The sequence below is a fragment of the Sphaerimonospora sp. CA-214678 genome (genome assembly GCF_050942215.1).
GTDB lineage: Bacteria > Actinomycetota > Actinomycetes > Streptosporangiales > Streptosporangiaceae > Sphaerimonospora.
In genome coordinates this window covers 265,959-291,900 of record NZ_CP192056.1, presented here as the reverse complement: position 1 = coordinate 291,900, position 25,942 = coordinate 265,959, and the positions used below count along the sequence as shown (strand labels likewise).

Genomic DNA, 25,942 nt, shown 5'->3' with positions numbered 1-25,942 from the left:
AACTCCACTGCAAGATCACCGAGTGGATCTGACCAGGTCAGTGCCCATGGGTGCGAGTTTCTGCAAGATCACGGGGGGTGCTCCCCCTGGTTAACGCCACCCCCTGCGAGTATTCGCAAGATCACCACCTGGTGGTGGTGGTGCTGTCTCGATATACGGGATGATCTGTCTTGATATGAGAGATAGGCATATGGTGCGGGTATGGATCGAGTCGGGGAGTCCGCCACGAAGTCCGGCCGCACACGGCGGGGCGTGATTTTCGATACACGACCGAATCCATGGCTGATGCTCGCCCTCGGTGTGGCCGGCCAGGGCTCCGCCTGCGTCTTCATGTACGGCCTGCCGTTCCTGCTGCCCACCTTCCAGTCGGAGCAGGGCCTGTCCCTCGCCCAGGCCGGCGTCGTCGTCGGAGCGCCCTCCGCCGGCATGCTGTTCACGCTCATCGCGTGGGGGTGGATCGCCGACAGGTACGGCGAACGCCTCGTGATGACCGTGGGCCTCGGCCTGGCCACGGTGCTGCTCGTGCCCGCGGCGTTCTCGACCGGCCCCGGCGCGCTGGCGGCGCTGCTCGGCGTGGCCGGCGCTGCGGGCGCCGCGACGAACGTGGCGAGCGGCCGGGTCGTACTCGGCTGGTTCCCGAAGGAGCGGCGCGGGGTCGCGATGGGATGGCGGCAGTGCTCCCAGCCGCTCGGCGTCGCCGTCGCCGGGGTGGTCAGCCCGCTCGCCGTCCACATCGGAGGCGTGCGGAGCGCGCTGCTCGCGATGGCCGCGATCTGTCTCGTCATGACCCTCTGCGCGGGCTTCCTGATCGTCGATCCGCCCCGCCCCGCCGCGGTCCCCCGGTCCGCCGGCACGCCCGGCGGGAGACCGGGAAAGGCGTCGCCGTACGGAAATCCGGCGCTGTGGCGGGTGCACGCCGCGAGCATGCTGCTCGTCGTCCCGCAGTTCGCCACGGCGGCCTTCGCGCTGACCTACCTGGTCTCCGAGCGGAACTGGCCGGTCGCCACCGCGAGCGGCCTGATCACGGCCGCCCAGTTCGCCGGGGCCGGCGGACGGCTGCTGTGCGGTCGATGGTCCGACCGGGTGGGCAGCCGGGTCCGGCCCATGCGACAGCTCGCGCTGATCAACGCCGCGGCCATGACCTGCCTGGCCGCGGCCGTACACGCCCAGGCCACACGGTTGGGCGGCGTGGTGGCCCCGGCACTGTTGATCGCCGCGCTGGTGATCTCGATGAGCGGCAACGGGCTGGCCTTCACGGCCGTCTCCGAGCTCGCCGGCTCGTCGTGGGCCGGGCGGGCGATGGGCGTGCAGAACACCGTCCAGAACCTCGTCGCGGCCGGCACGCCGCCCGCGCTCGGCGCGCTCATCACCCACGCCGGGTTCGGTACGGCTTTCGCCCTGGCCGGCGTGATCGCCCTCGCCGCATCAGCCGCCACTCCGGCCGACCGCGGGTCCGCCGTCGACGCCGGAGAGACGCTCACACGGCCAGGAGCTCCCCGAGCAGGGTCGTGAGATCGATCGCCCCGACGACCCGGCCCGACGCGTCGGTGACCAGACCCAGCTGCGCGTGCGCCTCCTGGAGCACGGTCACCGCGTCGGGGACCGTGGTGCCCTCCACCACGCGGGGCACCGAGGTCGCCATCTCCTCCGGGCGGCGGTCCGGCCGGATCAGCACGTCCCGTACGTGCAGCACGCCGAGCACGTCCTCGCCGGAGACCACCAGCATGCGGCGCGTGCCGCCGCGGATCGCGATCTCCCGGACCGTCCGGTCGTCGGCCCCCGCGGGCACCGAGGGGACCTGGTCGAGCGGCAGCATGAGCCGTTCGACCGGCTGCGACTGGACCCGCAGCGCACGGGTGAGCAGGTCGTGCTCGTCCCGGTCCAGCATGCCCATCCGGCCGGATTCGGCCACCAGGAGGGCGAGCTGGTGCGGGGTGCGTGTGGTGGCGAGCTCGTCGCGTGGCCGCACGCCGAACAGCCGCAGCGTCTCGTTGGTCAGGCCGTTCAGCACGGCGAGGAGGGGCCGGACGACCCACGTGAACCCGCGGAACGGCAGGGCCAGCCCCATCGCAGCCCGCTCGGGATGGGTCAGCGCGAGCGACTTCGGCGCCATCTCGCCGACGACCATGTGCAGGAACGTCACGAGTGCGAGCGCGGCGACGAACGCCGTGGGGGTGCGCAGCGACTCGGGCAGCAGTACGAGCACCGGCTCGAGCAGATGCTCGAGGGCGGGCTCCGCGACCATGCCGAGCCCCAGCGAGCACAGCGTGATGCCGAGCTGGGCGCCCGCGAGCATCAGCGACAGCTCACGGCTGCCGCGCGCCGCCGCGCGTGCGGCGGCGCGGGCCAGCCGCCCCCCGGAGAGGGCGAGCTCCTCCAGCCGGTGCCGCTTGGTCGAGACGAGGGCGAACTCCGCCGCGACGAAGAGCCCGTTGGCGATCAACAGGAACACCCCGAGCAGGATGGCGCCCAGATTGCCGCTCATGCCGTACTCTCCCGCAGCGCGGTCCTACGGGAGGCATACCGTTTCCGGGAGAAATCCCGCCTCCCGGACTCGTCGCCCGTACGGAACTCCTCCGCCTCCCCGGCCTCTCCGGGCTCGCCGGACTCGCCGCGGCCGCCGTCGCGCAGCGTCAGCCGTACCCACTCGGGGACCCGGCGGCGCACGCCCAGGACCGTGAGCACGGCCCGTCGCGCACCGGTCTCGTCTTCGGCGAACGGGTCGGCCTCCGGCAGCACCTCGGCGCCCACCTCGTCGCCGGGCTCGGCCATGCGTCCGAGCACGGCGAGCACCAGCCCGGCGACCGTCTCGTAGTCGTCGCTCTCCGGCAGGCGTACGCCGGTGGCCCGCTCGACCTCGTCGAGGCGGAGGGTGCCCGGCACCTCCCAGCTCCCGTCGTCGCGTGCGACGACGCCGAGTGGCTCGGGGTCGTTCTCGTCCACCAGCTCGCCGACCAGTTCCTCGGCGAGGTCCTCGATCGTGACCACGCCCGCCAGTCCGCCGTACTCGTCGATGACGCAGGCGAACGTCTCACCCGACTCGGCCATCCGCTTCAGCAACTCGGGCAGCGGCAGCATGGCCGGGACGAGCACGGGAGCACGGGTGATGCCGCCGATCAGCCCCTCGCGAGGCGAGCCGGCGTGCAGATACTCGGGAATGCCGGTGATGCCGACGACCTCGCCGGTGTCCACCCCGAGCACGGGGTAACGGGAGTGACCGTGAGTGCGCAGGGCGTCGAGGAACGCCCCGACCGGCTGCCCGGCGCGCAGCGACACCACGCGCGGACGCGGGACCATCACGTCCTCCGCGGTGCGGTCGCCGAACTCCAGCGCGCGCTCCAGCAGGTCGGCGAGCCTGGGCGGCAGCTCGCCCGCCGCGGCGGACTCCGCCACGATGCGGGACAGCTCCTCCGGGGTGGCGCCGTGTTCGAGCTCCTCGACGGGTTCGATGCCCGCCAGCCGGACCAGCCGGATCGCCGCGGAGTCGAACAGGCGGATCAACGGCCCGGCGACCTTGAGGTAGACGAGCGTCGGACCGGACAGGAAGCGGGCGACGGATTCCGGGCGGGCGATGCCCAGGTTCTTCGGGGCCAGCTCGCCGAGGATCATCTGGACCACCGTGGCGATCACGACGCCCAGGGCCACGGCGATGCCGGGCACGGCGGCAGCGGGCACATCCATGCGCTCCAGCGGGTCGCGCAGCAGGTCGGCGATGGCCGGCTCGGCGATGAAGCCCACCAGCAGCGTGGTGACGGTGATGCCGAGCTGGGCGCCGGAGAGCATGAACGACAGACGGCCGGTGACGTCGAGAGCGCGCCGGGCCGCTGCGTCACCGGCCGCGGTCTGCTCGCGCAGTGCCGCACGGTCCGCCGCGACGAAGGCGAACTCCTGCGCGACGAAGAATCCGGTGGCGACGGTCAGAAGAAGTACGGCCAACAGGCCGGCGGCGGCACTCATCGAGCACCCGCCGAGTGGAGTCGTGATCCCGTGCCGAGGCACGGGCCGGTACTCCAGGAGTCCGGAGCGGACACGTCATTCCTTTCGTGTGGTGGTACATAAAGGTAACGGCTCGGCGCCCCCGGTTGGTTTCCCGCCGCCGGTCACGACTTTCCGATCAACGACCACCCCTCAGCTCGGGAAACCGGTCGTCCCGCCGTTCGCGGCCCGGCACCGCCGGGAAGCCGGCGTCGAAGCAGGGAGGGGGCGAGTCACAACCGAGATCCCGACCGGGATCGGGATCGGGATCGGCCTCGGCGATGCGCACGGACCGATCGGCGCTGCCGCGGCCCGTGCCCGGGGGCGAATCGCAGAGCCTGTTCGAGGAGAGCGGACTGTCCAATCTGTCCATATTCATTCGTGCCCGTGGCCGAACGTCAAGACCGCTGCGGTTTTACCGGCCGCTGACGACGACGCACGTACTTCGCGGACGATGGCGTTACCGTAAAGGCAGGACAAAGCCGGGGGCGGGCGGCACGACGCCGTTCGGGCGCGAGCGTGGGAGTCACATTGGCCGAGGACGACGAGGCGACGCGGGCGATCCGGCGGCAGCCGGGGCCGCCTCCGCCCGCAGCGGCCGGTCGGCCGCCCGCCTGGCAGCCGCCCCCCGCGCGTTCGGCCTTTCCCCCGCCGCAACCACCGGGTGATTCCCGTCACGACCGCCAGGAGCGCCGGGACGACACGGTCCCGAGAATCAGTTCCAAGGTGTACGGCAAGCCGCGGTCCGGCCAGGCGCGGGTACGGCCACTCGGCGGCGGTGGCGGCCGGGGTGACGATGGCGGCCGTGACGACCAGCGTGCGCGTGGCGGCGGACGGCGCCGGCCGACCGGGAAGATCGTCTTCAGGATCGTGGCCGCCCTGCTCGTCCTTCTGATCATCGCCGCCGTCGGCCTGTACTTCTGGATCGGCGGCAGGCTCAATCACACCGAGGCGCTCACCGACTACGACGGGCGGCCCGCCGAGACCCCCGGGCAGGACTGGCTGCTGGTCGGCTCCGACAGCCGGGCGGGTCTGACGAAGGCGCAGCGCAGGAAGCTCGCCACCGGCAAAGCGGTCGGCAAGCGGACCGACACGATGATGCTGCTCCACATCCCGGAGAGCGGCCGGCCGACCCTGGTCAGCCTGCCCCGCGACTCGTACGTCCCCATCGAGGGTCACGGCAGCGACAAGCTCAACGCGGCGTACGCCTTCGGCGGGCCGAAGCTGCTGACGAGGACCGTCGAACGGGTCACCGGCATCCGGATCGACCACTACATGGAGATCGGCTTCGGTGGCTTCGTCGGCATCGTCGACGCCATCGGCGGGGTCAACATCTGCGTGAAGCAGAACATCAAGGACCCGAAGGCCGGCATCAACCTGAAGAAGGGCTGCCAGGACATGGACGGCGGCACCGCGCTCGGCTACGTCCGGACGCGGGCGACGGGCGCCATCCCCGACTTCGACCGCACCCAGCGGCAGCGCCAGTTCTTCTCCGCCGTGGTGCAGAAGGCCGCGTCCCCCGGCACGCTGCTGAATCCGTTCACCTCGGTGCCGCTCGGGCTGAGCGCGGCCGACTCGGTCGAGGTCGACTCCGGCACCGGCCTGTTCGACCTGCTGTCTGTCGGCCTGGCCATGCGGGAGGGCCCGGTCACCACGGCGGTCCCCATCGGGTCGCTGCCGACGATCAACGGCGCCGCGGTGGTGAGGTGGGACAGAGAGAAGGCGCTTCGCCTGTTCGACGCGCTCGCCGAGGACAAGCCCATCCCCGAGGACGTCATCACCAAGTGACGTCCGCCGTAGCGGAATGTCGGGATCTCAACGCTATGGGTCACAATGAGGCCCATGGGGATCTCTGCGGAACTTCATGCCATTGGGCGGCCGATGCTCGACGCCCAGCTCGCCCATCCGACCGTACGAGGCATCGCGTCCGGTGATCTGCCGGAGCCGGTGTTCCGGTCCTGGCTGGAACAGGACTATCTGTACCTGCTCGACTACGTGCGGGTGTTCTCCCGGCTGGCCTGGCAGGCTCCGGACGGCCACCTCGGCGACCTGGTCGACCTCGCGTACTCGACCTGGCACGACGAGCTCGACCTGCACCGCTCGCTGTCCGCCGAGTTCGGCGCGGACCTCGAAGGCGCGAAGAAGGGGCCGGCCTGCGCCGCCTACACGTCGTTCCTGCTGGAGTCGGCGGCGAACTACGCCGAGGGCCTGGCCGCGCTCTATCCCTGCGCCTGGGGATATTCCACCCTCGGCCGGATCCTCGCCGAGAACCCGCCCGCCGAGCCGCGCTACAAGCGGTGGGTGGACACCTACGCCGACCCCGGCTTCGCGGCACTGGCCGTACGCATCGCGGAGATGATCGACGAGATCGAACCCGAGCCGGAGCGGACCAAGGAGCTGTTCATCGAGGCCATGAACCACGAACTCGCCTTCTGGGACGTTCCCGTGTAGGCGGACCCCCTCGGGTTACCGTGGACACATGCCGGAGCTGCCCGAGGTCGAGGCCCTTGCCGAGTTCCTGCGCGAGCATGCCGTCGGACACGCCGTCGCGGGTGTGGACGTGGTGGCGTTCCAGGCGCTGAAGACCGTCGACCCGCCCGTCACGGCGCTGGGCGGCCTGACCGTCACCGGGGCGGGCCGCCACGGCAAGTTCCTCGACCTCGACTGCGACGGACTGCACCTCGTCACACATCTCGCCCGGGGAGGCTGGCTGCGCTGGCGCGACGACCTCACGGGCGCGAGACCGGCGCGCCCGAAGGCGCTCGCGGTGCGGATACGGCTCACGCCCGGCGAGGACGGCCGGGCCCCGGGATTCGAGCTCACCGAGGCGGGCACCCAGAAACGGCTGGCCGTCCATGTGGTGCGAAATCCGGATGAGGTGCCGGGGATAGCGAGCCTCGGCCCCGATCCGCTGGCCGACGACTTCACCGTCGAGACGCTCGCCTCGATCGTCGGCGGGAGCCGTACCCAGATCAAAGGGCTGCTGCGCGACCAGAAGGTGATCGCCGGCATCGGCAACGCGTACTCGGACGAGGTGCTGCACGTGGCGCGGATGTCGCCGTTCAAGATCGCGGCGACGCTCACCGACGACCAGGTGGCGGACCTGCACACGGCCATCGTGACGACCCTCCGCGACGCGGTCGGCCGGGCCAGGGGCCTGGCGGCCAAGGATCTCAAGTCCGAGAAGAAGTCGGGCCTGCGTGTGCACGGCCGTACGGGCCAGGCGTGCCCGGTCTGCGGCGACACGATCCGTGAGGTGTCGTTCGCCGACTCGTCGTTGCAGTACTGCCCGACCTGCCAGACCGGAGGCAAGCCCCTCGCGGACCGCCGCCTGTCGCGGCTGCTCAAGTAGGCGGCGGCCACCCGTCCACAGGCTGTGGACGACCCGCTCGGGGCGAGAACAGTGGGAACAAGCCGGCGCCGCATCGTCCGGACGTCTCCTGAGACCGGCGAGAATGAGCGCATGATGGTGCCGGAAATCGCGGCTGATGCCGTACCCGAGAACGCATATCTGCTGGACGTTCGCGAGATCGACGAGTGGCAGGCGGGGCACGCGCCGCATGCCGTCCACATCCCCCTGGGCCATCTTCAGGCCCGGGCCGACGAGGTTCCCCAGGACGGCACGGTCTATGTGATCTGCCGCGTGGGCGGCCGGTCCGCCCAGGCCGCCATGTGGCTCAACCACATCGGCAGGAAGGCGATCAACGTGGACGGCGGCATGCAGTCCTGGGCGACGGCCGGCCGCCCCATGGTCAGCGAGACCGGCACACCCCCCTACGTCGCCTGACCCCCCTCCCCCGGGCCGTGATCTTGCGAATGCTCGCAACCGTACCCTCCGACCTGCCAAAACCCCCTCCGTGATCTTGCACTTTCTCGCAGCGGGTACGGCCCACCTGCGATTACACGCTTGGTGATCTTGCACCGCCGTCTGCACTGCAAGATCACCAACTGTGTTTGCGCAGGTGGGCCGTCATGGATGCGAGTTTCTGCAAGATCACGAAAGGGGAAAGGGCAGGCAGGCGTGCGAGCCTGCGAGTATTCGCAAGATCACGGCCAGGGTGGGGGGAGGATGTTCAAGTTGGGGTGAAGGGATGCCATAATGCCGGGTTGATAGCTGAATGACCGCGGGAGCTCGGGCGTGACCGGGCTGAGAGGGCGGCTCCTCATGACGAGGCGTGCCGCCGACCGCCTGAACCTGTCCGGATAATGCCGGCGTAGGGAGCGTGCGATGACGTCCGCCCGTGTCGAACCCGATGGTGTCGTCGGCCCCGAGCGGTCCGAGGTCCCCCTGACCCTCGACGAAGAGGCCCCCAAGACGCTGGGGCTGCTCGACCAGGGGGCGTTCTGGGCGAACCTCGGTGTGAGCCTTCTCGGCTTCTCCGGGGCGCTGTTCCTGCTCGACCCGCTCGGCGGCAAGCCGGTGACGCTCACGGCGGCGCTGCTCGCCGCCGTCGTCGGCAGCCTGATCGGGACGGTCATGGTCGGGCTGGCCGCGATCCCCGGCACCCGGACGGGCAAGCCGGCGATGGTGCTGCTCCGTGGGCTCTTCGGCGCACGGCTGTCGTACATCCCGACCGTGCTCAACATCGTGCAGATGCTCGGCTGGGGCGCCTTCGAGCTGTGGGTCATCGCCATCGGCGCACAAGCCATCTTCGGTACGGCCGTGCCGTACAGCGTGTGGGTGATCGTGGCGGGGGTGGTCACGATCGCGCTCACGATCCGCCCGCTGGGCGCGCTGCGGCTGCTGCGCCGCTACGTCACGGTCGGCGTCGTGATCTCCATGATCTGGCTGGCGGTCGCGCTGGTGGCCAAGGGGCCGACGCTCGCGGACGGCGGCTCCTGGGAGGCGTTCGCACCGGCCGTCGACTACGTGATCGCGCTGTCGGTCTCCTGGGTGCCGATGGCCGCAGACATCGCCCGGCACTCCAGGTCGAGCGGCGCGGCGTTCACCGGGGTGGTCGGCGGCTATACCATCGCGCAGGTCGCCTGCCTCGCCCTGGGCATCGCCGCACTCGCGCTGGTCGGAAACGACGTGGACAGGGTCTGGGACCCGTTCGTGGCCGCGCCGCTCGGCGGGCTGTTCTTCGGCATCCTCGTGCTGCGCGAGGTGGATCAGTCGTTCGCGAACGTCTACTCCACCACGATGTCCATCCAGAACCTCGCGCCACGCTGGGACCGGCGGGTGGTCTCGGTCGTGATCGGGGTGTTCACGACCGGGATCGCGCTGCTCGCCGACGTGAACTCCTACGGCGCGTTCCTCAGCGTGATCGGCGCGGTCTTCGTCCCGATGTTCGCGGTCCTCGTGATCGACTACTTCCTCCTCAGGGGCGCCTCGCGCTGGAACACCGCCGGAGACGCGCCCGCCCGCTGGTCGATGATCGTTCCGTGGATCCTCGGGTTCTTCGCCTTCTGGATCGTCACCGCGCCCCCCGAGGAGATGAGCTGGTGGGACCGCGCCTGGGTGGGGGTGCGCGAGGCCATCGGGTTCGTCCACCAGCCGTGGATGAGCGCCACGCTCGCCGCTTTCCTCGCCGCCGCCCTGGTGACGCTGCTCCTCCACCCGCTCACCCGCCGCCGCGCGGTCCGTATCCACAGCCACCCCCGATCCCCTACCGCCGTCCGACGCTGCCGTCGCATCCAGCGCTGACGCCGGCATCATGGCCATCCCGCCTGGCTGCGCCGCCTGGATGGACTACACCGACCGGGGCCGGGCGCACATCAACTGCGGCTCACAGAATGTCGATGTGCGCGTAACCGTCAAGCGCAACAACGGTAAGACCTACAACAGCAGCCCCTACTGGCGCTACCAGTACAACAAGGCTGAATGCCCGGTCGGCATCGGCGCCATCGCGATGAGCGGTGAAACCAGGTAGAGCTACTAGTTCTAGTTAACTAGTACAGGGCGGCCGCATTTTGGCACGGCAGCTTGAGTCAGCGGAGTAGACTCGGCCGCTTGAAGCCGGTCAGAATTCACGTGACCAAGCATCCATTCGCATGACGAAGTGCGGCCGCCACCTACTTCCAGTGATCCACGGATCCCAATATAAGCGGCGTGGAACAATCCAACTAGCTGTACCATGGAGATGCCCAGGAGTCATATATAGTCAATCAACGATTGACACACCCATCAACTATTGGCACTTAACTAATGAATCTTCCTGTTCCGCTATCCGACCACCATGGCGTTCACGAAAAATCATCTCGTCTTGGCTGGCTGGACGGCTTACGTGGGGTGGCGGCGGTCGCGGTGGCCGTCCACCATGCCACCTTCGTCTACACACCGCACGCGCGAGAAGCGCTGTTACAGTGGTTCAACCCAGGATTCTGGGGCGTCATGGTGTTCTTCCTGATCAGCGGATACATCATCCCCGCATCCTTAGAACGGCACGGCGACGTATCACGGTTTTGGACCAGCAGGATATTCCGGATCTACCCGCTCTGGACCGTTGGGGTTGCCGTATTGGTTGTGCTGGCCGTGACCGGCATCAGTCAATTACGGGGTGAATTACATCGGTTTGATCCGGTTACGGCAACTCTGTCCCATGTGACCATGATGCAGGATCTGTTGACCGTTCCCAACGCAATCAATGTGCTGTGGACACTTTCGTATGAAATGGCGTTCTATCTCCTGGTCGCAGGACTGTTCACAATCCGTTGGCATCGCCGTTCTGTAGGCACCGCGGCCTCCCTCATCACCGCTGGACTGCTGCTCAGTTTCCTGAGCCCGGTCACGTTCTTCACCGGGACGATCGGCGCTCCCGCCGTCGTTGCCGTGACAACGCTGATCATGGCCTTCGCGATCGGATCCGCATATTTCACCGGCCCGAAGCTGCGAAGGACCGCACTACTCGCGGGAGCCGTACTCGCCCTGATGCTGGTAACCCTGAACGGCAGGCTGTCTCCGTGGTTCGGGCTGTCCATCTTGGCCGTCATGTTCACCGGCACCGTCCTGTACAGAGCTGAACATGGACAGGTGCACTGGCAAACGGCCGCGCTGACGGCCGGAAGTGTGCTCCTAATCGTGGTCACTCAGGGATGGCTGCATCCAGACGAAACCGAGGGTGGACCCATCTCGTGGACGATCTCGATGCTGTCCGCCGCAGTCGCATTCGGCTTCGGCATGGTGGTACTGCGTCGCAGGACGCCGAAATGGCTTTCGCTGCTGGGGCTCACGAGTTTCTCGGTCTACCTGCTCCACCCTCTGGTGCTGAAAGTGTCCGATGCGACGGTCGGCCGCTGGCGGGAATACGACAATCCGATTCCGCTCATCGTATTCCTCCTGGTCCTACTGCCGATCTGCTGGGTGACCTACCGGTACGTTGAGAAGCCAATGCAGCAAAAAGGCCGGGAGATCACTCAACGGGCGGCCTCACGGTGATCCTGACACAGTCGGTGTCTAAGAGCCGGGCACCCAAAATGGGCGATGCGCCCACCACCAGAACGTGTGCACTGGTGGTCCTGCCGCCCGCTTTTCTGGCCCTCCTGCTCGGCCTGTGGCAGCCTGGCCTGTCATTCTGGCGAGACGAGGCTGTGACAGTCGGGGTGATACGTCGGACGATCCCGGATATCTTCCGATTTCTGGCAAACCTGGACGCAGTGTATGGAACCTACTACCTGCTGCTTCATCCCATCGCCGACACGTTGGGCACCGGAGAACTCACGTTACGGTTTCCATCTATTCTGGCGACTGCGGCTACAGCGGCGGCCACCGCCCATCTCGCCAATCGCCTGATGATGCCGAAGGCGGGGCTAGCGGCCGGACTGCTGTACGCTGGCGCGCCGTTCGCCAGCCGGTTCGCCCACGAGGCCCGGCCGTACGCGATCGCGACGATGTTGACAGTGCTGGCCACGATCTTCTTCCTCGGAACCATTGAGCGGCCGAGCCGACGGTCCCACCTCATCTACGGCGGCTCTCTCGTACTGCTGGGCATGATCCACCTGTTCGCCCTGCTGGTGGTCATCGCCCATCTGGTCACGCTCACCCTCCTCAGAGGCGGGCGCACGCGCCTACGGCCCTGGTTCATCACCGTGACTGCAGTGGCCACCGTCCTGCTCCCGCTGATCGGCGTCGCCATGACACAGCGAAATCAGGTGAGCTGGCTCAGACCTCCAAGATGGAACGATGTGTCTGCGCTGCTCACAGTTTTCGCGGGCTCGCGAGCGCTGATCTTCTTCATGGCCGCGGCTATATCCGCGGGCGCTATCCTCACCAGCAAGAACGCCGGAAAGTACATGCAGCGCACGCCCATGGTCTGGTCGCTGGCGGCACCCTGGCTTCTCGTGCCGCCCACGACCCTGCTGTTGATTTCACAGCTCTACCCGCTCTATTCCGCCCGCTACGTGAGTATGAGCCTGCCGGCGCTCGCCCTGCTCGCCTCAGTTGGAGTCACCCGCGTGCCAGGCACCACATGGCTGATCCCGCTCGTCCTGTATGGCGCGTTGGCTGCCCCCTCACACATGGCTCAGCGTCGACAGTCGACCGAGCCCGACCAGTTGCGCGAAGCGGCCCGAATCATCAGCAGCCATGCGTCGCCCGGCGATGCAATCGTCTACCTACCCACCAACCGGCGGGCTGTCGCCGAGGCATACCCGGACGCTTTTCAACAACTCCGGGATGTGACCCTGAACGTGTCACCGGCGAGCGCGGGAAACTTAGGCGGCATCGAGGCTACCCCACAGGAGATCCGCCGCCGGCTAACTGACGCCACCCTGACCCGAGTATGGCTACTGGAAGGCGAACAGCTCTGGCGGGGCCCCACCCTGGACGCGCTCAATCACGCCAAGATAGACGCACTAGAGAAAAGCTTCCGCCAAGACGGGCGATGGCGAGTGCGCAGCCTCACCCTCACCCTCTATGTCAGAACAGGACATTCGACAAGCGATCGTCGATCCGACAACCGAAGGTTGACAGGGGAGGGGTCTCCGGGTCATCTCTGATAGCCCCTACAGGCTAGAAAGGGCACCCTCGAGGCGGAGCAGGTGTTCCTTGGCCGCCGGGCCGCCGGCATAGCCGGATCCCGGCGAGCCCGGGGAACTCGGCGACTCGACGGCGCGATGGCAGGGGACGATGACGCACACCGGGTTGCCGTTCAGCGCGTTGGCCACCGCGCGCAGCGCCTGCGGTCGCCCGATCCGCTGCGCGATCTCCTGATATGTCGTGACTTGTCCGTACGGCACGGCGAGCATCATCCGCACCACCGTCCGCGAGAAACCGGTGACGAGCTGGAGATCGACCGGCGTGGAGAACGTACGCAGCCGACCGGCGAAATAGGCGTCCAGCTCCCGGCGCACGGGGTCGAGCCGACGTGGATCCGGCCCGATGAACGAGCCGATCGCGCGGGAGATTCGCTCGAAGACCGCGTGCTCGTCGTCATAGCTGCAGGTCGCCACGCCGCGGCCGGTCACCGCCAGGGTCAGCCGTCCGATCGGGGCGTCCACATGCCCGAAGGCCACCTCGGGGGGCGACTCGCCGACGTATCCCGGCGCGGTCACGCGCAACAGGGCCTCGAGGTCCTCTGTGGACATTGGCGCCCCGCTTTCTCTCACTCCGTGGGCAGCAGGGTATCGGAGCCATCTCAAGCTGCCGGAAAAGCCCAAGATCAAAAGGTGAAAGGGGGCACGATGGTGACGTGGGTGACTTCAAGGCCAAGGATGCGTGGGACGAGGACGGCATCGCGCGCGCCGTCGTCGCCGGCTCCCCCGACGCGATCGTCGCCCTCGACCGGGACCTGTCCGTGCTGAGCTGGAACGCCGCGGCCGAGCGGCTCTTCGGCTGGCCGGCCGAGGAGATCGTCGGCCGCCGCCCGCCGATCGTGCCGGACGAGCTGATGGCCGAGCACAACGCCGTGCTCGAACGGGTGCGAACGGCCTCGGACGCCCGGGGCCGGGTGTCCTTGCGCACCAAGCGCTTCCACCGGGACGGCGCGCTCCTCGACCTGCGGGTGGACACGAGCGCGCTGCGCTCTGAGGGCGGGGCGCTGCTCGGCTACGTCAGCGTCTACCACTCGGCCGAGGACGACGACGCGGCCCAGGGCAGGGCCGTCAGGCGCGCGTTGCTGGTACGACGGCTGACCGACGTGGTCGGGGACATCAACGCCGCACTCGACCTTCCCGTCGTGCTCGACCGCATCGCCGCCAGCCTCACCGACCTCACCGGTGCCGACGCAGGCGGTTTCGTGTCGATCGAGGGTGATCGCCTGCGCCTGGTCGGCGTCCACCGACTGCCCGAGGCGCTGCGCGGAGTCACCGCCGACCTGCACACCAGTCTTGTGGACAAACTGCTGCGCACCGGCAAGACCGTGCTGCTGGAGACCGGCCCGGAGGGATTCGGCGACCTGATCTGGGCTCGGCTTCCCGGCCTGCACACGATCGCCGTGGGGCTGGCGGTCGTCGGCGGACGTCCCTACGGAGCGCTCTACGCCCTGTTCTCCAAGCGCAAGGCGGGCCACCTGGAGCTGGAGCTCCTCGAACTGCTCGCGGGCCACGCCGGCATCGCGGTCGGCAACGCCATGGCCTACCAGGAGGCGGTACGGCAGCGCGCCCACGAACGCGCGGTGTTCGACGCCAGCGCCGACGGCATAGCCGTACTGGACGGGAAGGGACGGGTCGTCAGGTGGAACCCGGCGGCGACCGAGCTGACCGACGTCGCCGCCGAGGAGGCGATCGGCGGCCCACCGCCCTTCGCGCTGCCCGAGCCGGGAGCCAAGCTCACCTTCCAGCTTCCCTCCAGCCGGTGGCTCGACGTGCTGTGCGCGGAGATCCCCGAGACCGGGGAGATCGTCGTGGACTTCCGTGACGTGACCCGGGCGAAGGAGCTGGAGGAGGCCAAGGACCTGTTCCTCGCCACCACCAGCCACGAACTGCGCACTCCCATCACGATCGTGCGCGGGTTCGCCAGTACGCTCGACGCCCGCTGGGATCATCTGTCCGACGACGAGCGGCGTTCCGCCGTACGGACCATCGCGGAGCGGTCGCGGGCACTCGGGCAGCTCATCGATCACCTGCTGCTCGGGGCGCGGGCCGGCGCCGACGAGCTCAAGGTCAAGGCGGAGATCTTCGACCTGGCCGATCGGGTCCGCGCGGCGACCCTTGGACTGCCGGTGCTGTCCGACCGGCACCGGGTCGAGGTGGACATCCCGCCCGGCCTGCCGTCCGTGTACGGCGACCCGCTGGCGACCGACATCCTGCTCGGCCAGCTGTTGGAGAACGCGTTCAAGTACTCCCCCGGCGGCGGGCTGATCCGGGTGGGGGCATGGCCGGAGGACGACTTGGTCGTCCTCGTCGTCGACGACGAGGGGATCGGCATCGCACCCGGAGACCGGGAGCGGATCTTCGACCGGTTCGTCCAGGCCGACAGCGGCAACCGGCGCAGGTTCGGCGGTGTCGGCCTCGGCCTTCACATCGTGCGCAGCCTCGCCAGGGCCCAGGGTGGCGACGTCACCGCCCTGCCCAGGCCCGGAGGAGGCACCCGCATGCGGGTCGTTCTCAACCGGGCCCGCCCCGACCGCTCACCTGAGCTCCTCAAGGCTGGAGACCCCGGACTTTAGCCCCGGGGGGGAGGAAAACGGTCCGAAAGGCCACCATCCTGGCGGCTGGTCTCGCCGCGACGTCGGACGTCCCGGGTCCCCCGGGTGCTGTCGCCCGTGAAGCAGGAGCCCCGACTCGTGCGGTTGGACTCCCCCCATTCAGGCGTGGGGAGGAGGCCGAAACCGATACCTCATCCGACACCCCGCAGGGGTAACAGGCTTACCTGGCATGAGCTGATCTATTGTCCAATATGCACAAGCTGTGATCGGAGCACGGTTTCCCCGTCGATCCAACGGGGCATTTCGGTCGTACTGGGGCTGTTGTTCTCCTCAGGAGACGGTCTCTCTCCCCAAGGGACGGTCTTCTGCGGGACTGAATCGGGGAGGTGAGTGCGACGAGCGTCGTGCTACTGCCGTACGCACCGTCGAGCGTCGCCGTCGCACGTCAGCGCCTCAGTACCGAGCTGCTGGCCACGGGGGTATGCGCCGGAGTGGTCGATGACGTGGTCCTGGTGATGAGTGAACTGCTGAGCAACGCCCTGCGACACGCGCATCCCCTGCCGTCCGGTCAGCTCAGGGCCGCCTGGCACTGCTCGGAGAGCCAGATAGAGGTGGCGGTCAGCGACGGCGGCGCCGCCACGGAGCCGCGGGCCGGTCGCCCCACGCTGTCGTCGCTGGGCGGCCGGGGGCTCGGCATCGTCGAATACCTCGCGGAACGCTGGGGGGTCCGCCACGATGCGGAAACGACCACGGTCTGGGCCGTCCTGACCGCCTCCTGGGCCAGCCGAAACGGCAACAACCGGGCAACCGGCACTCCCGCCCTCCGCGAGGTGGGCTAAACCGCCACCGAGGTGGTCCGGGGATGGAGCAGGATGCGCTCGGCCGTGGTCCAGGCGCTGCTCACCAGCAGATAGACGCCGGCGGCCAGCGGGAGCAGCATCGCCACGAGCACCGTGCAGAACGGTAGCAGGATCTGGAGCCGCCGCATCGGCGCCGTAGGTCCGACCCGCTGAGCGGCGGCACGCGAGGCCGCCCACGCCACGACCGCGAGCAGTACGAACAGCCCGAGGAAGACCGCCGCCGCAACACTGAACGGCCCGGAGGCCGCCAGCACCGCGCTCAGGTGCTCCCCCAGCGGCACGCCGAGCAGACCCTGCGCCAGCAGCAGGTTGGGATGGCCGGCGATGACGGCCGAGGTGAACAGCCGATAGGTCACGGCGAAGAACGGCGCCTGCGCCAGCATCGGCAGGAAGCCCGCGAACAGCGAGGTCCCCTCCGCGGCGTAGAGAGCGCCGACCTCCGCGTGCAGCCGCAGCGGGTCACGCTGCCACCGCTCGCGCAACCGTTCTACCTGCGGCGCGAGCCGTAGACGGATCCGCTGCGCCCGGGCGGCCCGGATGCTCGACGGGAGCAGCATCAGTCGTACGGCCAGCGTGAACAGGACTATCGCGGACACCGGCCCGGTGAGGTCGCTGAGCGCGTGGAGCAGCCCGTAGGCGGGAGAGAGCACGAAATCGAACATCGGAAAGCCTTTCGTCGGAGGCGATCGAGACGTGATCGGAGCATGACCAGGTCATGACCGGGACCTGGGCAGAGAAATGACGAAGGCGCTCGTGATCGGCCGGGACCGCTACGGGAGCCCGGTCCGGTGATCAGACGAGCGCGAGGCTTTCCGATGGAGCACGGGGACGGGGGCGGCCCGGGGTGTCCGGGTCGCGGAACCTGACGAACGGCCTCCAGGCGGGCCGCGAGCGGCCGCCGGAGGGCGCGTCATGGAGGCCGGGCAGGCCCACCGGCAGGGCGAGCATCCGCGCCACCGCCATGACGATCACACCGGCCAGACCGAAGGCGGCGAGCACGCCGAGCTCATGGGCGCCGGATCCGGCCGGACCGAACCCGAGGCCGAGGCCCAGGCCGGCGGACACGTCGAACCGGCCGGGCAGTACGACCAGCCCGGCCAGGAGCCAGACGAACGGGCCGGGGAGGGCCCGGGCGGGGATCACCTTCGTCGGTTTATCGGGAGAGCTTCCCGACCACGGTGATCGCCGCCACGACGAAGAACGCGACGATCGCGAGGATGAGCAGGAACTTCAGCGTCGCGAACAACGCGGGGATGATGAATCCGAACACCAGCCAGAGGGCGAGGATGATTCCCAGGACGGTCAGCGCGATACGGGCCATAGCCACAAGGTACGTGGTGACACCGACAAGTGCGAGGTTGATCGCGCGCGTCGGCCGGTCGCCGTACCGGGCTCCAGACGGTAACCCCAAGTCAAGACATCATGTCTAGGTTTCACGTGAATCATGCCTTCTCGGTATGACAGACGTGGATATCAGGTCAGTCATACCTGGAGCCCCCGATAGCCGACGGAAACAGCTCGACCAGACTTAACGTAGGGATGTGCGTTGCGGAGAATCGCCCGCGGGAACCGGCTGATGGGAAACGACTGATGCAGAAACGCGCCTCCCGCGTCCTGGTCGCCGAGAGCGACCCCGCCGTCGCCGAGGTCGTGGCCCGCTACCTCGAACGCGAGGGTCATGAGGTGGAATGCGTGGACGACGGCGTCGAGGCGCTCGACCGGGCCAGCGCCGACCCTCCCGACCTGATCATCCTCGATCTGGTGCTATCCGGACTGGACGGCCTCCAGGTCTGCCGGAGGGTCCGCGAGCAGCTGCCGGTTCCCGTCATCATGATCACCACGCTCGGGCAGGAGATCGACCGCGTCGCCGATCTCGAGACGGGTGCCGACGACTACATCACCAAGCCGTTCAGCCCCCGCGAGCTCGCGCTCCGTGTCCAGTCCGTGCTCCGCCGGGCCCGCGGCGGCTCCGCAGCCGCCGATGACCGCCGGCCCGCCCGGACCACCCGATCAGGCCAGGGTGCCCGCGGCGCTCTGGCGTCCGCGTCCCATGCCCCCACCCCCGCCGGGACGACCGCGCTGCGCGACGGCGAGCTGATCGTGGAGCCGGGGACCCGCCAGGCGTGGCTGGCCGACAGGGAGATCACGCTGACGGCGCGGGAGTTCGATCTGCTCGTCTACCTGCTGCGCAACCCGCGTCAGGCGTTCAGCCGGGCCGAGCTGCTCAACCGGGTGTGGGGATGGTCCTTCGGCGACTCCTCGACCGTGACCGTCCACGTGCGCAGGCTCCGCGAGAAGATCGAACCGAATCCGACCGATCCCAAGCGGATCGTCACGGTCTGGGGCGTCGGCTACCGCTATGAGCCGTTACCGTGACATCCGGCTGGAAACGGTCGCGGACAACAGGCGTACCCGCGGTGATTCAGCGGTCAGTCGGACATGCCGGATGACAGGCCATCGGGTACGGCGATCACGCCGGGCGGGCCCGCCGTACCGGGGGTTCCCGGTGCGCCGGGCACCCCGGGCAGGTCAGGGACAGCGGGGGCTCCGGCCACCCCCGGTGAGAAGGCGTCGGACATGGCGCGAAACGTCGGACACGGCCAGCGCCACATGCAGCTGCGGCAGCGCAGGATCGGGTTGGCGGTGTCGCTCGTGATCCCGCCCGCGTCCCTCGGCTGATGGAGATCGAGCAGCCGGATGCCGAGCTCGGCCAGGCACAGCAGGTCCTCGCGGGCCGTGGCGAGGAAGTCGAGGTCTCCGCCGGTCAGCTTCGCGCTGATCGGGACGTACCCCTCCCGGTTGATCAGTGAGCGCAGCGGATCGGCGGTTTCGCGCCACGACGACGCCTTGGCACTGCGGATCTGGACGTTCTCCAGCCGCTCACGCAGCGATCGCCGCTGAGGGTCTTCTGGTTGTTCAGCGTTCATGTTCTCCGGGCCCACTGTCCTCGGCGCCCGCCCTCCTTCGCGAAGCGATGACCAAGACCAGGAGGTTCCGGGCTTTCCATCCGGCCCTACCGGCGTCGCACACAGTCAAGCTTCGCGCACTCCGCGTTTGCTCGCCCCCGGAATCGGGGACAAAGGGCGAACGACTCTTCGGGGTTTCCGGCGGAGCGTGACCCGAGGCCGGTACGACGCTAGTGTGCGCCTCGTGGAGCTCAAAGTCGCGACCCGATCTCAGGCAGGCCAGGCCGTCATGGCCATCTACGGCGAAATCGACCTATACACCGCTCCTCGGCTGCAGGCCGAGTTCACCCGCGTGCTCGAGGCCGGGCCGGACCGAGTGGTCATCGACATGTCCGGGGTGGAGTTCTGCGACTCCACCGGCATGAACGTCCTCCTGTCCGCGCTCAAGCGCCTGCGCGAGCGTGGCGGTACGCTGGAGGTCGCCGCGCCCCGGCCTGCCGTACGGAAGATCCTGCAGGTCACCGGCCTGGACTCGGTGTTCACCGTGCATGAGGCCGTGCCGGCCGACATGCTCACGGCCGATCAGCAGGGCTGACCGCATGGGTGATGTAGTGGTACCTGAGCAGAACACCGCCGTCGTGATCCCGGCCAAGGACGAGGCCGACCGGATCGGCGGCACGGTGACCGCCGCCCTGAAGCTGCCCGGCGTGGATCTCGTGGTGGTCGTCGACGACGGCTCGTCCGACGAGACCGGCCGGGTGGCCAGGGCGGCGGGCGCCCGGGTCGTACGGCACAGCCGTAACCGCGGCAAGGCCGCCGCGATGGAGACGGGCGCGGAAGCCGTACGGCTCCTCGACGAGGGTGGAGAGGTCCCGCGGCATCTGCTGTTCCTCGACGCTGATCTGGGCGAGACCGCACAGGCCGCGGCGGCGCTGATCTCGCCGGTGCGAGCCGGCGAGGCGGACATGACCATCGCGGCGTTCGCGACCCGCGTCAAGCTGGGCGGTCACGGCATCGTCGTACGGCTCGCCCGCGAAGGGATCAAACGGCTGACCGGCTGGGCTCCGTCCCAGCCGCTCAACGGGCAGCGCTGTCTGACCCGGACGGCGTTCGAGGCGGCGCGTCCGCTCGCCCACGGTTTCGGCGTCGAGACCGGCATGACGATAGATCTGCTGCGCAAGGGCTTCCGCGTGATCGAGGTCGAGGTCGAGATGGCCCACCGGGCGACCGGCAACGACCTGCGAGGGCAGCTCCACCGGGCCAGGCAGCTCCGCGACGTCGGCCGGGCTCTCGCCGCTCGCGAGCTCCCCTCATTCCTCCCATAGCCCCACCCCACCCTCTCGCCGTGATCTTGCAGTTTCTCGCACCCATGCCCTCTCACCAGCCAATCTCTCGTTCGTGATCTTGCAGAAACTCGCACAGACACCGAACGACCTGCACCGATATCATTGTTGATCTTGCGATACCCCCCCAACTGCAAGATCACGAACAGCAAACCCCCAGATCAGAGGGCCAGGTGGGTTATTTCTGCAAGGTCACGGAGGGTGAACGACCAGGTCAGGGCCGTACCATGCGAGAATTCGCAAGATCACGGCAAAGGGGGCTGGGCGTCGTGGGTGTCGTGGCCATCGGGCTGTCGATCCTCGCCACGATCACCATCGGCCTCCTCGGCCCGTCGGCCATGGTGCCGGATCTCGCGGACGGCCCCGGAAACCCCGTGCCGGATCTCATGGACGGCGCTGGAAGCCTCGGTGTGGGGGCGGCGGGCCGGCAGCCGCCGTACTCGCTCGACCTGTCCCCAGACGGTCATCTCATCATCGGGATCGCCACGGCCGCGATCGTGCTCGGCGCGATCGGCCTCGCCGCCGGTCTGTTCGCCGTACGGCTGATGCCCTCGGCCCGTCGTCTCCTGATCGCCGGGTGTCTGGCCGCCGGCGTGCTGGCCTTCCTGCCGCCCTCGGGCTCCTCCGATCACCTGAACTACGCGGCGTACGGCAGGATCGCCGCGCTCGGGCACGACCCGTACGTGACCGTGCCCGCCGACCTGCCGGGTGACCCGGTGACCGGCGGGGTCGAGGAGTGGCGGAAGACGCCCAGCGTCTACGGCCCGGTGGCGACGGCCGTACAGACCCTGGCGAGCCACGCCGGCGGCGACTCGGTCCGGCTGACGGTGTTCGTCCTGGCCGTCGTCAACTCGGCCGCCTTCGTCGCCACCGGGCTTGTGCTCCACCGCCTCACCAGGGGCGATCCGGTACGGCAGCGCCGGGCCGCCCTCCTCTGGACGGCCAATCCGCTGCTCGTCTATCACCTGGTGGCCGGCATGCACCTCGACACGCTGGCGATCGCGCCCGCCGTGGCGGGCATGCTCGCACTGGCGGCGATGAGAAACCGCCCGGCGCTCGCCGTACCGCTGGGGGTGGCGCTCGGCACGGGCATCGCCGTGAAGGTCACGACCGGACTCGTCGCCCTCGGCCCGGCCTGGGAGCTGCGGCGACGCCCGGCGAGGCTGGCCCTCGCCGCCGGGTCGGCGCTGGCTACCGTGCTGGCCTGCTACTGGGCGGCCGGACCGCACGCGCTCGACCAGGTGCGCAACGCGAGCAAGACGGTGTCGCTCGCCACCCCGTGGAAGCTCGTCAAGCAGGCGCTGCAGGCCGTCTTCGGTCCGGGGGCCTACCACCTGTGGATCCAGGCCGGCTCACTGCTCCTGCTGGCCGCGCTCGCCGTCCTCCTGCTCCGGCGGTTCGGCCGTCCGGCCGCAGACCCCGCGGCAGGCCCGGTGGTCTCCCTGATCGCCGTGGTGGCCTGGCTGTTCGCCACGCCGTACGCACTGCCCTGGTACGACGGGCTGGCCTTCGCGCTGCTCGCGCTGGTCTCCGCCTCGTGGCTGGACGCTTTCGTGGTGGCGCGGCTGACCGTGCTCTCGCTCGGGTACCTCCCGGCACGCCAGCGGGACCAGCCTCCCGACCTCGGCTGGCTGGTCGACGTGGTCAGGGCGCAGGTGGTGCCGTCGGTCCTGGCCGTGCTGACGATCGGTCTGCTGGCCCTGGCGGCGGTGACGGCTCGGCGGCGGTGGCGAGCCGAAGCGCCCGGACGGACGCGGCCAGCGTGAGCGGCACGGCCACGGTGAGGGCCATCGCCGGGATCGCGATCCCCGAGTCGTTGATCAGGAAGCCCACCAGGGCAGCGGTCAGCGCGCCGAGCAGCCCGGCCCGCAGCTCCGGCGCCTGGCCGTACGCATGACTGAGCGCGGAGGCGCCCCACCGGGACGGCCGTGACAGCACGAGGAACAGGAAAGCGAGCGCGACCAGCGAGAGCAGCGTCAGCGGCAGATTGCCCAGCGTGTTCAGCATCGCACCCAGCTTGCGCCCGACGACAGAGCCACCCTCGCCGTCGATCACCTGCTGCACGAACGCGCCCAGGTGGGTCCGGCGATCGGCGGGCCGCCACCAGTCCGCGACCGCGATCAGCCCGATCAGCGCGGCACCGGCCAGCCCGACGACGGCGAGCCTGGCGACCGACACCCGCCGTCCGGTGAGCAGCAGCAGGAACACCGCCAGCCCGACGACGAACGACGGCACCCCGCCGAAGTCGGCGCCCCAGCCGGGCCAGCCGTCCGCGAAGATCGCCAGCAGGCCGTACGCCAGGCACACTGTGACTGCGATCCACCTGCGGCGCCGGAGCAGATGCGCGACCCCGGCGAGCATGAGGATCGTGCCGGTCGAGAAGACGGCGTACGCCATGTTGCCGAAGCCGTAGAACCTGCCGCCGGTCACGGGCTCATAGCCGCTCACCGCGTTCACCTGCAGATGCGAGCCGGTCGTGACGTCGATGAGCAGGGCCAGCGAGCTCACCCCGGCGACCACGGTGAGCGGCCCGAGGACGTGCCCCCGCCATGGTCCGGCGAACGCGAGCCCGGCGATCAGGCCGGCCAGGGCCAGGATCGTCCCGATCAGCGCGGGCATCGGGTGGGGGAAATTCCACCACGGCACGAGCTGGGCGAGGAACGCCGAGATCGGCAGCGCGCCGCTGACCACCGCCACCACCCGGACGGAGGCGGGCATCCGACGGCGCCTGCGGACCACCACGGCGGCCAGGCCGTAGAAGAGCAGTTGTACGGCGACGAGCGCGATGAAGAACGGCTCGCGCACCTGCCTGAGCACCTGACCGGCGAGGTCGGCGTCGGCGAGACCGGCCACCGTCTCGCCCGCGTCGGCCGGGGCGTCGCCGTCGCCGCGCCACGGCTTGCCGACCACCTCCTTCGGCGTTTGGAGGCCGAGCACGCGCAGGACGGTCGCGGTCAGGTCGGTGATCGTGACCAGCGCGTCCTGGCGGGTGGAGGCCGTGGTGAGCGACCCCGGTCCGTACGGCTCCGGGCCGCCGCCGACGGCGATGGCGACGTGAAGGTGGGCGGTGGCTGCGGTGTCCGACAGGCCGGCGACGAGCACGGTCGCGTCGGGGGCGACGCGGGAGAGCACCTCACCGATCGTCCGGTCGGCCGCGGCGGCGGCGTTCCGCCGTACGTCGGGCGGGAGATCGGCTCCCCCGTCGGCCAGCCATGCCTCGGCGATCTGGGCCGCCTCGGCGAAGACCGCGGTGTACGGACTGAGGTCGGCCGACTCGGCCGCGGTCGCCGCATATTTCTGGACTTTTCCACTTTCGTCGGCGGCACCGAGCGCGGCTCCCGGACCGATCGCCGCCATCGTCCCCCCGGCGGCCGTGATCGTCTGCCCGAGAAGCCCGATGCGCGCCTTGTAGGGGCTCGATTTCTGGTGGGCGACGAGACCGGCCCAGCCCGGGATGACGGCGGCGCCCGACCCGTCCGTGGCCACGACAGGTGCCGGGGCCGCTGCGCAGGCCAGACCGGAAGCCCGGTGCTGCGCCGAGGGGGGCGGAGCCCCGGCGCGCTGCCCCGCCGAGACGGTCAGCCATCCGGCGACCGGGCAATTGATCGAGCGGCCCTCCGGCGGGATGGTCCTGGTCGACAGCGAGGCCGTGCCCCCCTCGGCCGCCAGGCCCCATAGGTTGGGGGTACGCACCGGGTCCAGGTCGTCCCACCGGAGACCGGGCACCCCGATCACCACGACCTGGCCCTTCACCTGCGCGCCGGCCGGGGCCGGGAGACCCACGGCGACGAGGCAGCCCAGCAGCGCGACCAGCAGCGTCAGCACCCGCCGCCACGTGCCGCCGCCTCGTCCGCACAGGCCGAGGCTCGTGGTCTCCGCACTCGGCACTGTTCGGGCTCCTCGGCTCTGATGCGAAACGACAGGGACGGGGAACCCCACGGTAGCCTCCCTTTCCATGACGACCGGCCGGACGATCGGGAGATCCGTGTGGGCGTGGGCACTCGCCCTCGCGGTAATCGCCCTGGCCGCGACCCCCCTGGTCGCCCACTGGCTGACCAACCCGGAAGACCAGCGGCTGGTGGACCTGGACGTCTACCGTACGGGCGGATCGGCGATCCTGCGCGGGCTTCCCCTCTACGACGTGATCACTCCGGCGCCGCAGCTGCTGCCGTTCACCTACCCGCCCGTCGGGGCCATGCTGGCGGTGCCGCTCGCCGTGATCTCCTGGCCGGCGGCCCAGTGGGTGTGGACAACAGCGATCTTCGTCGCGCTCGCCCTCACTGTGAGGCTCGCCTTCCGCCCGCTCTTCGACGGCGTCCGTACGGCGGCCTCGGCCGTACGGGCGGGAACCGGCCTCGCGGGCGGGGGCGCGGTGGCCGTACCGCTGCTTCTCGCCCTGCTGACCGTCGCGTGCACCTATCTGATGCCGATCAGGGACCAGGTGCGGTTCGGCCAGGTGGATCTGTTCCTCGTGGCCTTGTGCCTGCTCGACTGCGTGGCCCGCCGGCCGCGCTGGCCACGCGGGATGTTGATCGGCCTGGCGACGGCGGTGAAGCTCACCCCGGGAGTCTTCCTGATCTACCTCGCGGTCACCGGGTTCCCACGCGGGGACGGCGATCCCGGGCAGCGCCGGGCGTTCTTCATGGCGACGTTCACGGCGGCCCTGCTCACGCTGCTGCCGTTCCTGGTGATCACGCAGGACGCGTGGGACTTCTGGTTCGGCGCGCTGCTCGACTCCGAGCGGCTGGGCGCCAACGCCGCGACGACCAACCAGTCGCTGCGCGGCATGCTGCTCAGGCTCTACCTGCCCGGTCCGCCGACCCAGGCGATCTGGCTCGCCGCCGTCGCCGTGATCGGTTGGTACGGCTTCCGCCACGCCCGCCGCGCCTTCCGCGACGGCGACACGCTGACCGGGGTGGCGCTGACCGGGCTGATGGCCGTACTGCTGTCGCCGGTCGCGTGGATCCACCACCTGGCCTGGGTGACGGTGGTGCTCGCCGCGCTGGCCGGGTCGGGCCGCGACCGGACCCGGCTGCTGGTCGCCGGGGGTGTCTGGCTCTACTACGTGCTGCCCATCCCCTGGTGGGGCGTGACGATCAAGGCACTGGAGATCCCGGTCTTCAGCCCGGTCGTCGGGAAGATCGTGCAGAACGCCTTCGGCCTGGGCGCCGTCGCCCTCGTCTGGCTGCTCGGCTCCTGGCTCCCCCGCCGCACCTCCCGTCGTGATCTTTCGAACTCCGGCTGTGCGCCGTCCACGGCCCGTTGACACGTATTCCGGCCGATGCGCAGGCGGTCGCCGTCGGGGCAGCGCGAGGTCACCGCGGTGGGTGGGT

Annotated in this window: 23 protein-coding genes, 1 pseudogene and 1 riboswitch; of the genes and pseudogenes, 16 read left to right on the top strand and 8 right to left on the bottom strand. The window is 69.5% G+C overall.

From position 1 onward, the window contains the following. The first annotated feature begins 285 nt into the window (after positions 1-285). Positions 286-1,512 carry an MFS transporter gene (locus ACQP1K_RS01305; protein ID WP_433499028.1) on the top strand — a complete coding sequence of 409 codons (1,227 nt, stop codon included), beginning with the start codon at positions 286-288 and terminating at the stop codon, positions 1,510-1,512. On the opposite strand, the gene ACQP1K_RS01300 is transcribed toward ACQP1K_RS01305, so the two are convergent. Together ACQP1K_RS01300 and ACQP1K_RS01295 are read right to left on the bottom strand one after the other, a co-directional pair. Continuing rightward, the gene (locus ACQP1K_RS01300; RefSeq protein ID WP_433499027.1) at positions 1,478-2,485 is read right to left on the bottom strand and encodes a CNNM domain-containing protein; all 1,008 of its coding nucleotides are present in this window, start codon (positions 2,483-2,485) and stop codon (positions 1,478-1,480) included. The two genes, ACQP1K_RS01305 and ACQP1K_RS01300, sit on opposite strands and share 35 nt — an antisense overlap. Beyond that, complete coding sequence (locus ACQP1K_RS01295) at positions 2,482-3,957, bottom strand: hemolysin family protein (protein WP_433499026.1); 1,476 nt, start codon at positions 3,955-3,957, stop codon at positions 2,482-2,484. The genes ACQP1K_RS01300 and ACQP1K_RS01295 overlap by 4 nt, the downstream gene beginning before the upstream one ends. Positions 3,958-4,494: 537 nt before the next feature. Between ACQP1K_RS01295 and ACQP1K_RS01290 the strand changes: the two genes are divergently transcribed. The 8 genes from ACQP1K_RS01290 (at position 4,495) to ACQP1K_RS01255 (ending at position 12,912) form a co-directional block, all read left to right on the top strand. Further along, a complete protein-coding gene (locus tag ACQP1K_RS01290) occupies positions 4,495-5,763 on the top strand; it encodes an LCP family protein (protein WP_433499025.1) in 1,269 nt (422 codons plus the stop codon). A gap of 54 nt (positions 5,764-5,817) precedes the next feature. Next, entirely contained in the window at positions 5,818-6,426 is a 609-nt protein-coding gene (locus tag ACQP1K_RS01285) for a TenA family protein (RefSeq protein WP_433499024.1), read from the top strand. 28 nt (positions 6,427-6,454) lie between these two features. Next, positions 6,455-7,327 carry an Fpg/Nei family DNA glycosylase gene (locus ACQP1K_RS01280; protein WP_433499023.1) on the top strand — a complete coding sequence of 291 codons (873 nt, stop codon included), beginning with the start codon at positions 6,455-6,457 and terminating at the stop codon, positions 7,325-7,327. Between the two features lie 111 nt (positions 7,328-7,438). Further along, complete coding sequence (locus ACQP1K_RS01275; RefSeq protein ID WP_433499022.1) at positions 7,439-7,762, top strand: rhodanese-like domain-containing protein; 324 nt, start codon at positions 7,439-7,441, stop codon at positions 7,760-7,762. Positions 7,763-8,089: 327 nt separating this feature from the next. After that, positions 8,090-8,213: riboswitch (TPP riboswitch) on the top strand. Continuing rightward, positions 8,204-9,622 carry a purine-cytosine permease family protein gene (locus tag ACQP1K_RS01270; RefSeq protein WP_433499021.1) on the top strand — a complete coding sequence of 473 codons (1,419 nt, stop codon included), beginning with the start codon at positions 8,204-8,206 and terminating at the stop codon, positions 9,620-9,622. It overlaps the preceding riboswitch by 10 nt. A gap of 10 nt (positions 9,623-9,632) precedes the next feature. Continuing rightward, positions 9,633-9,848, top strand: a complete 216-nt coding sequence (locus ACQP1K_RS01265) for a hypothetical protein (RefSeq protein WP_433499020.1) — start codon at positions 9,633-9,635, stop codon at positions 9,846-9,848. Positions 9,849-10,123: 275 nt separating this feature from the next. Further along, positions 10,124-11,353, top strand: a complete 1,230-nt coding sequence (locus ACQP1K_RS01260) for an acyltransferase family protein (RefSeq protein ID WP_433499019.1) — start codon at positions 10,124-10,126, stop codon at positions 11,351-11,353. Then, on the top strand, positions 11,350-12,912 hold the full coding sequence (locus tag ACQP1K_RS01255) for a glycosyltransferase family 39 protein (RefSeq protein ID WP_433499018.1): 1,563 nt from the start codon (positions 11,350-11,352) through the stop codon (positions 12,910-12,912). Before ACQP1K_RS01260 ends, ACQP1K_RS01255 begins: the two co-directional genes overlap by 4 nt. 6 nt (positions 12,913-12,918) lie before the next feature. Here ACQP1K_RS01255 and ACQP1K_RS01250 read toward each other — a convergent pair whose 3' ends face one another. Further along, positions 12,919-13,500: a methylated-DNA--[protein]-cysteine S-methyltransferase gene (locus tag ACQP1K_RS01250; RefSeq protein WP_433499017.1), complete on the bottom strand. Its 582-nt coding sequence runs from the start codon at positions 13,498-13,500 to the stop codon at positions 12,919-12,921. 104 nt (positions 13,501-13,604) lie between these two features. Between ACQP1K_RS01250 and ACQP1K_RS01245 the strand changes: the two genes are divergently transcribed. Together ACQP1K_RS01245 and ACQP1K_RS01240 are read left to right on the top strand one after the other, a co-directional pair. Then, positions 13,605-15,521, top strand: coding sequence for a PAS domain-containing protein (locus ACQP1K_RS01245; RefSeq protein ID WP_433499016.1), 1,917 nt, complete (start codon positions 13,605-13,607; stop codon positions 15,519-15,521). 365 nt (positions 15,522-15,886) lie between these two features. Then, entirely contained in the window at positions 15,887-16,339 is a 453-nt protein-coding gene (locus ACQP1K_RS01240; RefSeq protein WP_433499015.1) for an ATP-binding protein, read from the top strand. Here the strand turns inward: ACQP1K_RS01240 and ACQP1K_RS01235 are convergent. From ACQP1K_RS01235 to ACQP1K_RS01225, 3 genes are all read right to left on the bottom strand, one after another. Continuing rightward, a complete protein-coding gene (locus ACQP1K_RS01235) occupies positions 16,336-17,022 on the bottom strand; it encodes a YidC/Oxa1 family membrane protein insertase (protein WP_433499014.1) in 687 nt (228 codons plus the stop codon). The two genes, ACQP1K_RS01240 and ACQP1K_RS01235, sit on opposite strands and share 4 nt — an antisense overlap. Before the next feature lie 130 nt (positions 17,023-17,152). Next, positions 17,153-17,503, bottom strand: coding sequence for a DUF6412 domain-containing protein (locus ACQP1K_RS01230; protein ID WP_433499013.1), 351 nt, complete (start codon positions 17,501-17,503; stop codon positions 17,153-17,155). A 10-nt stretch (positions 17,504-17,513) separates the two neighbouring features. Then, on the bottom strand, positions 17,514-17,681 hold the full coding sequence (locus tag ACQP1K_RS01225) for a hypothetical protein (RefSeq protein ID WP_162842205.1): 168 nt from the start codon (positions 17,679-17,681) through the stop codon (positions 17,514-17,516). 269 nt (positions 17,682-17,950) lie between these two features. On the opposite strand from ACQP1K_RS01225, the gene ACQP1K_RS01220 reads away from it, so the two are divergent. After that, positions 17,951-18,736, top strand: a complete 786-nt coding sequence (locus tag ACQP1K_RS01220; RefSeq protein ID WP_433499012.1) for a response regulator transcription factor — start codon at positions 17,951-17,953, stop codon at positions 18,734-18,736. Between the two features lie 53 nt (positions 18,737-18,789). Here ACQP1K_RS01220 and ACQP1K_RS01215 read toward each other — a convergent pair whose 3' ends face one another. Beyond that, on the bottom strand, positions 18,790-19,287 hold the full coding sequence (locus ACQP1K_RS01215; protein WP_433499011.1) for a collagen-like triple helix repeat-containing protein: 498 nt from the start codon (positions 19,285-19,287) through the stop codon (positions 18,790-18,792). Positions 19,288-19,510: 223 nt separating this feature from the next. On the opposite strand from ACQP1K_RS01215, the gene ACQP1K_RS01210 reads away from it, so the two are divergent. The 3 genes and pseudogenes from ACQP1K_RS01210 to mptB all read left to right on the top strand — a co-directional run. Beyond that, positions 19,511-19,861, top strand: a complete 351-nt coding sequence (locus tag ACQP1K_RS01210) for an STAS domain-containing protein (RefSeq protein WP_083502238.1) — start codon at positions 19,511-19,513, stop codon at positions 19,859-19,861. Between the two features lie 4 nt (positions 19,862-19,865). Continuing rightward, positions 19,866-20,591, top strand: a complete 726-nt coding sequence (locus ACQP1K_RS01205) for a glycosyltransferase family 2 protein (RefSeq protein ID WP_433499010.1) — start codon at positions 19,866-19,868, stop codon at positions 20,589-20,591. A 245-nt stretch (positions 20,592-20,836) separates the two neighbouring features. After that, a pseudogene (gene mptB, locus ACQP1K_RS01200) lies at positions 20,837-21,643 on the top strand (polyprenol phosphomannose-dependent alpha 1,6 mannosyltransferase MptB); the annotation flags it as partial. Positions 21,644-22,253: 610 nt separating this feature from the next. Here mptB and ACQP1K_RS01195 read toward each other — a convergent pair. After that, a complete protein-coding gene (locus tag ACQP1K_RS01195) occupies positions 22,254-24,497 on the bottom strand; it encodes a hypothetical protein (protein WP_433499009.1) in 2,244 nt (747 codons plus the stop codon). Positions 24,498-24,564: 67 nt separating this feature from the next. Between ACQP1K_RS01195 and ACQP1K_RS01190 the strand changes: the two genes are divergently transcribed. Beyond that, positions 24,565-25,875, top strand: coding sequence for a glycosyltransferase 87 family protein (locus ACQP1K_RS01190; RefSeq protein ID WP_433499008.1), 1,311 nt, complete (start codon positions 24,565-24,567; stop codon positions 25,873-25,875). The last annotated feature ends 67 nt before the right edge of the window (positions 25,876-25,942 follow it).

What these genes read in the sequence shown, in the direction of transcription:
- ACQP1K_RS01265 (WP_433499020.1), top strand. Translation starts at nt 9,633, where the DNA reads ATGGCCATCCCGCCTGGCTGCGCCGCCTGGATGGACTACACCGACCGG.
- ACQP1K_RS01225 (WP_162842205.1), bottom strand. Translation starts at nt 17,681, where the DNA reads ATGGCCCGTATCGCGCTGACCGTCCTGGGAATCATCCTCGCCCTCTGG.
- ACQP1K_RS01270 (WP_433499021.1), top strand. Translation starts at nt 8,204, where the DNA reads ATGACGTCCGCCCGTGTCGAACCCGATGGTGTCGTCGGCCCCGAGCGG.
- ACQP1K_RS01275 (WP_433499022.1), top strand. Translation starts at nt 7,439, where the DNA reads ATGATGGTGCCGGAAATCGCGGCTGATGCCGTACCCGAGAACGCATAT.
- ACQP1K_RS01235 (WP_433499014.1), bottom strand. Translation starts at nt 17,022, where the DNA reads ATGTTCGATTTCGTGCTCTCTCCCGCCTACGGGCTGCTCCACGCGCTC.
- ACQP1K_RS01280 (WP_433499023.1), top strand. Translation starts at nt 6,455, where the DNA reads ATGCCGGAGCTGCCCGAGGTCGAGGCCCTTGCCGAGTTCCTGCGCGAG.
- ACQP1K_RS01305 (WP_433499028.1), top strand. Translation starts at nt 286, where the DNA reads ATGCTCGCCCTCGGTGTGGCCGGCCAGGGCTCCGCCTGCGTCTTCATG.
- ACQP1K_RS01295 (WP_433499026.1), bottom strand. Translation starts at nt 3,957, where the DNA reads ATGAGTGCCGCCGCCGGCCTGTTGGCCGTACTTCTTCTGACCGTCGCC.
- ACQP1K_RS01285 (WP_433499024.1), top strand. Translation starts at nt 5,818, where the DNA reads ATGGGGATCTCTGCGGAACTTCATGCCATTGGGCGGCCGATGCTCGAC.
- ACQP1K_RS01300 (WP_433499027.1), bottom strand. Translation starts at nt 2,485, where the DNA reads ATGAGCGGCAATCTGGGCGCCATCCTGCTCGGGGTGTTCCTGTTGATC.
- ACQP1K_RS01215 (WP_433499011.1), bottom strand. Translation starts at nt 19,287, where the DNA reads ATGAACGCTGAACAACCAGAAGACCCTCAGCGGCGATCGCTGCGTGAG.
- ACQP1K_RS01205 (WP_433499010.1), top strand. Translation starts at nt 19,866, where the DNA reads ATGGGTGATGTAGTGGTACCTGAGCAGAACACCGCCGTCGTGATCCCG.
- ACQP1K_RS01260 (WP_433499019.1), top strand. Translation starts at nt 10,124, where the DNA reads ATGAATCTTCCTGTTCCGCTATCCGACCACCATGGCGTTCACGAAAAA.
- ACQP1K_RS01250 (WP_433499017.1), bottom strand. Translation starts at nt 13,500, where the DNA reads ATGTCCACAGAGGACCTCGAGGCCCTGTTGCGCGTGACCGCGCCGGGA.
- ACQP1K_RS01190 (WP_433499008.1), top strand. Translation starts at nt 24,565, where the DNA reads ATGACGACCGGCCGGACGATCGGGAGATCCGTGTGGGCGTGGGCACTC.
- ACQP1K_RS01220 (WP_433499012.1), top strand. Translation starts at nt 17,951, where the DNA reads ATGCAGAAACGCGCCTCCCGCGTCCTGGTCGCCGAGAGCGACCCCGCC.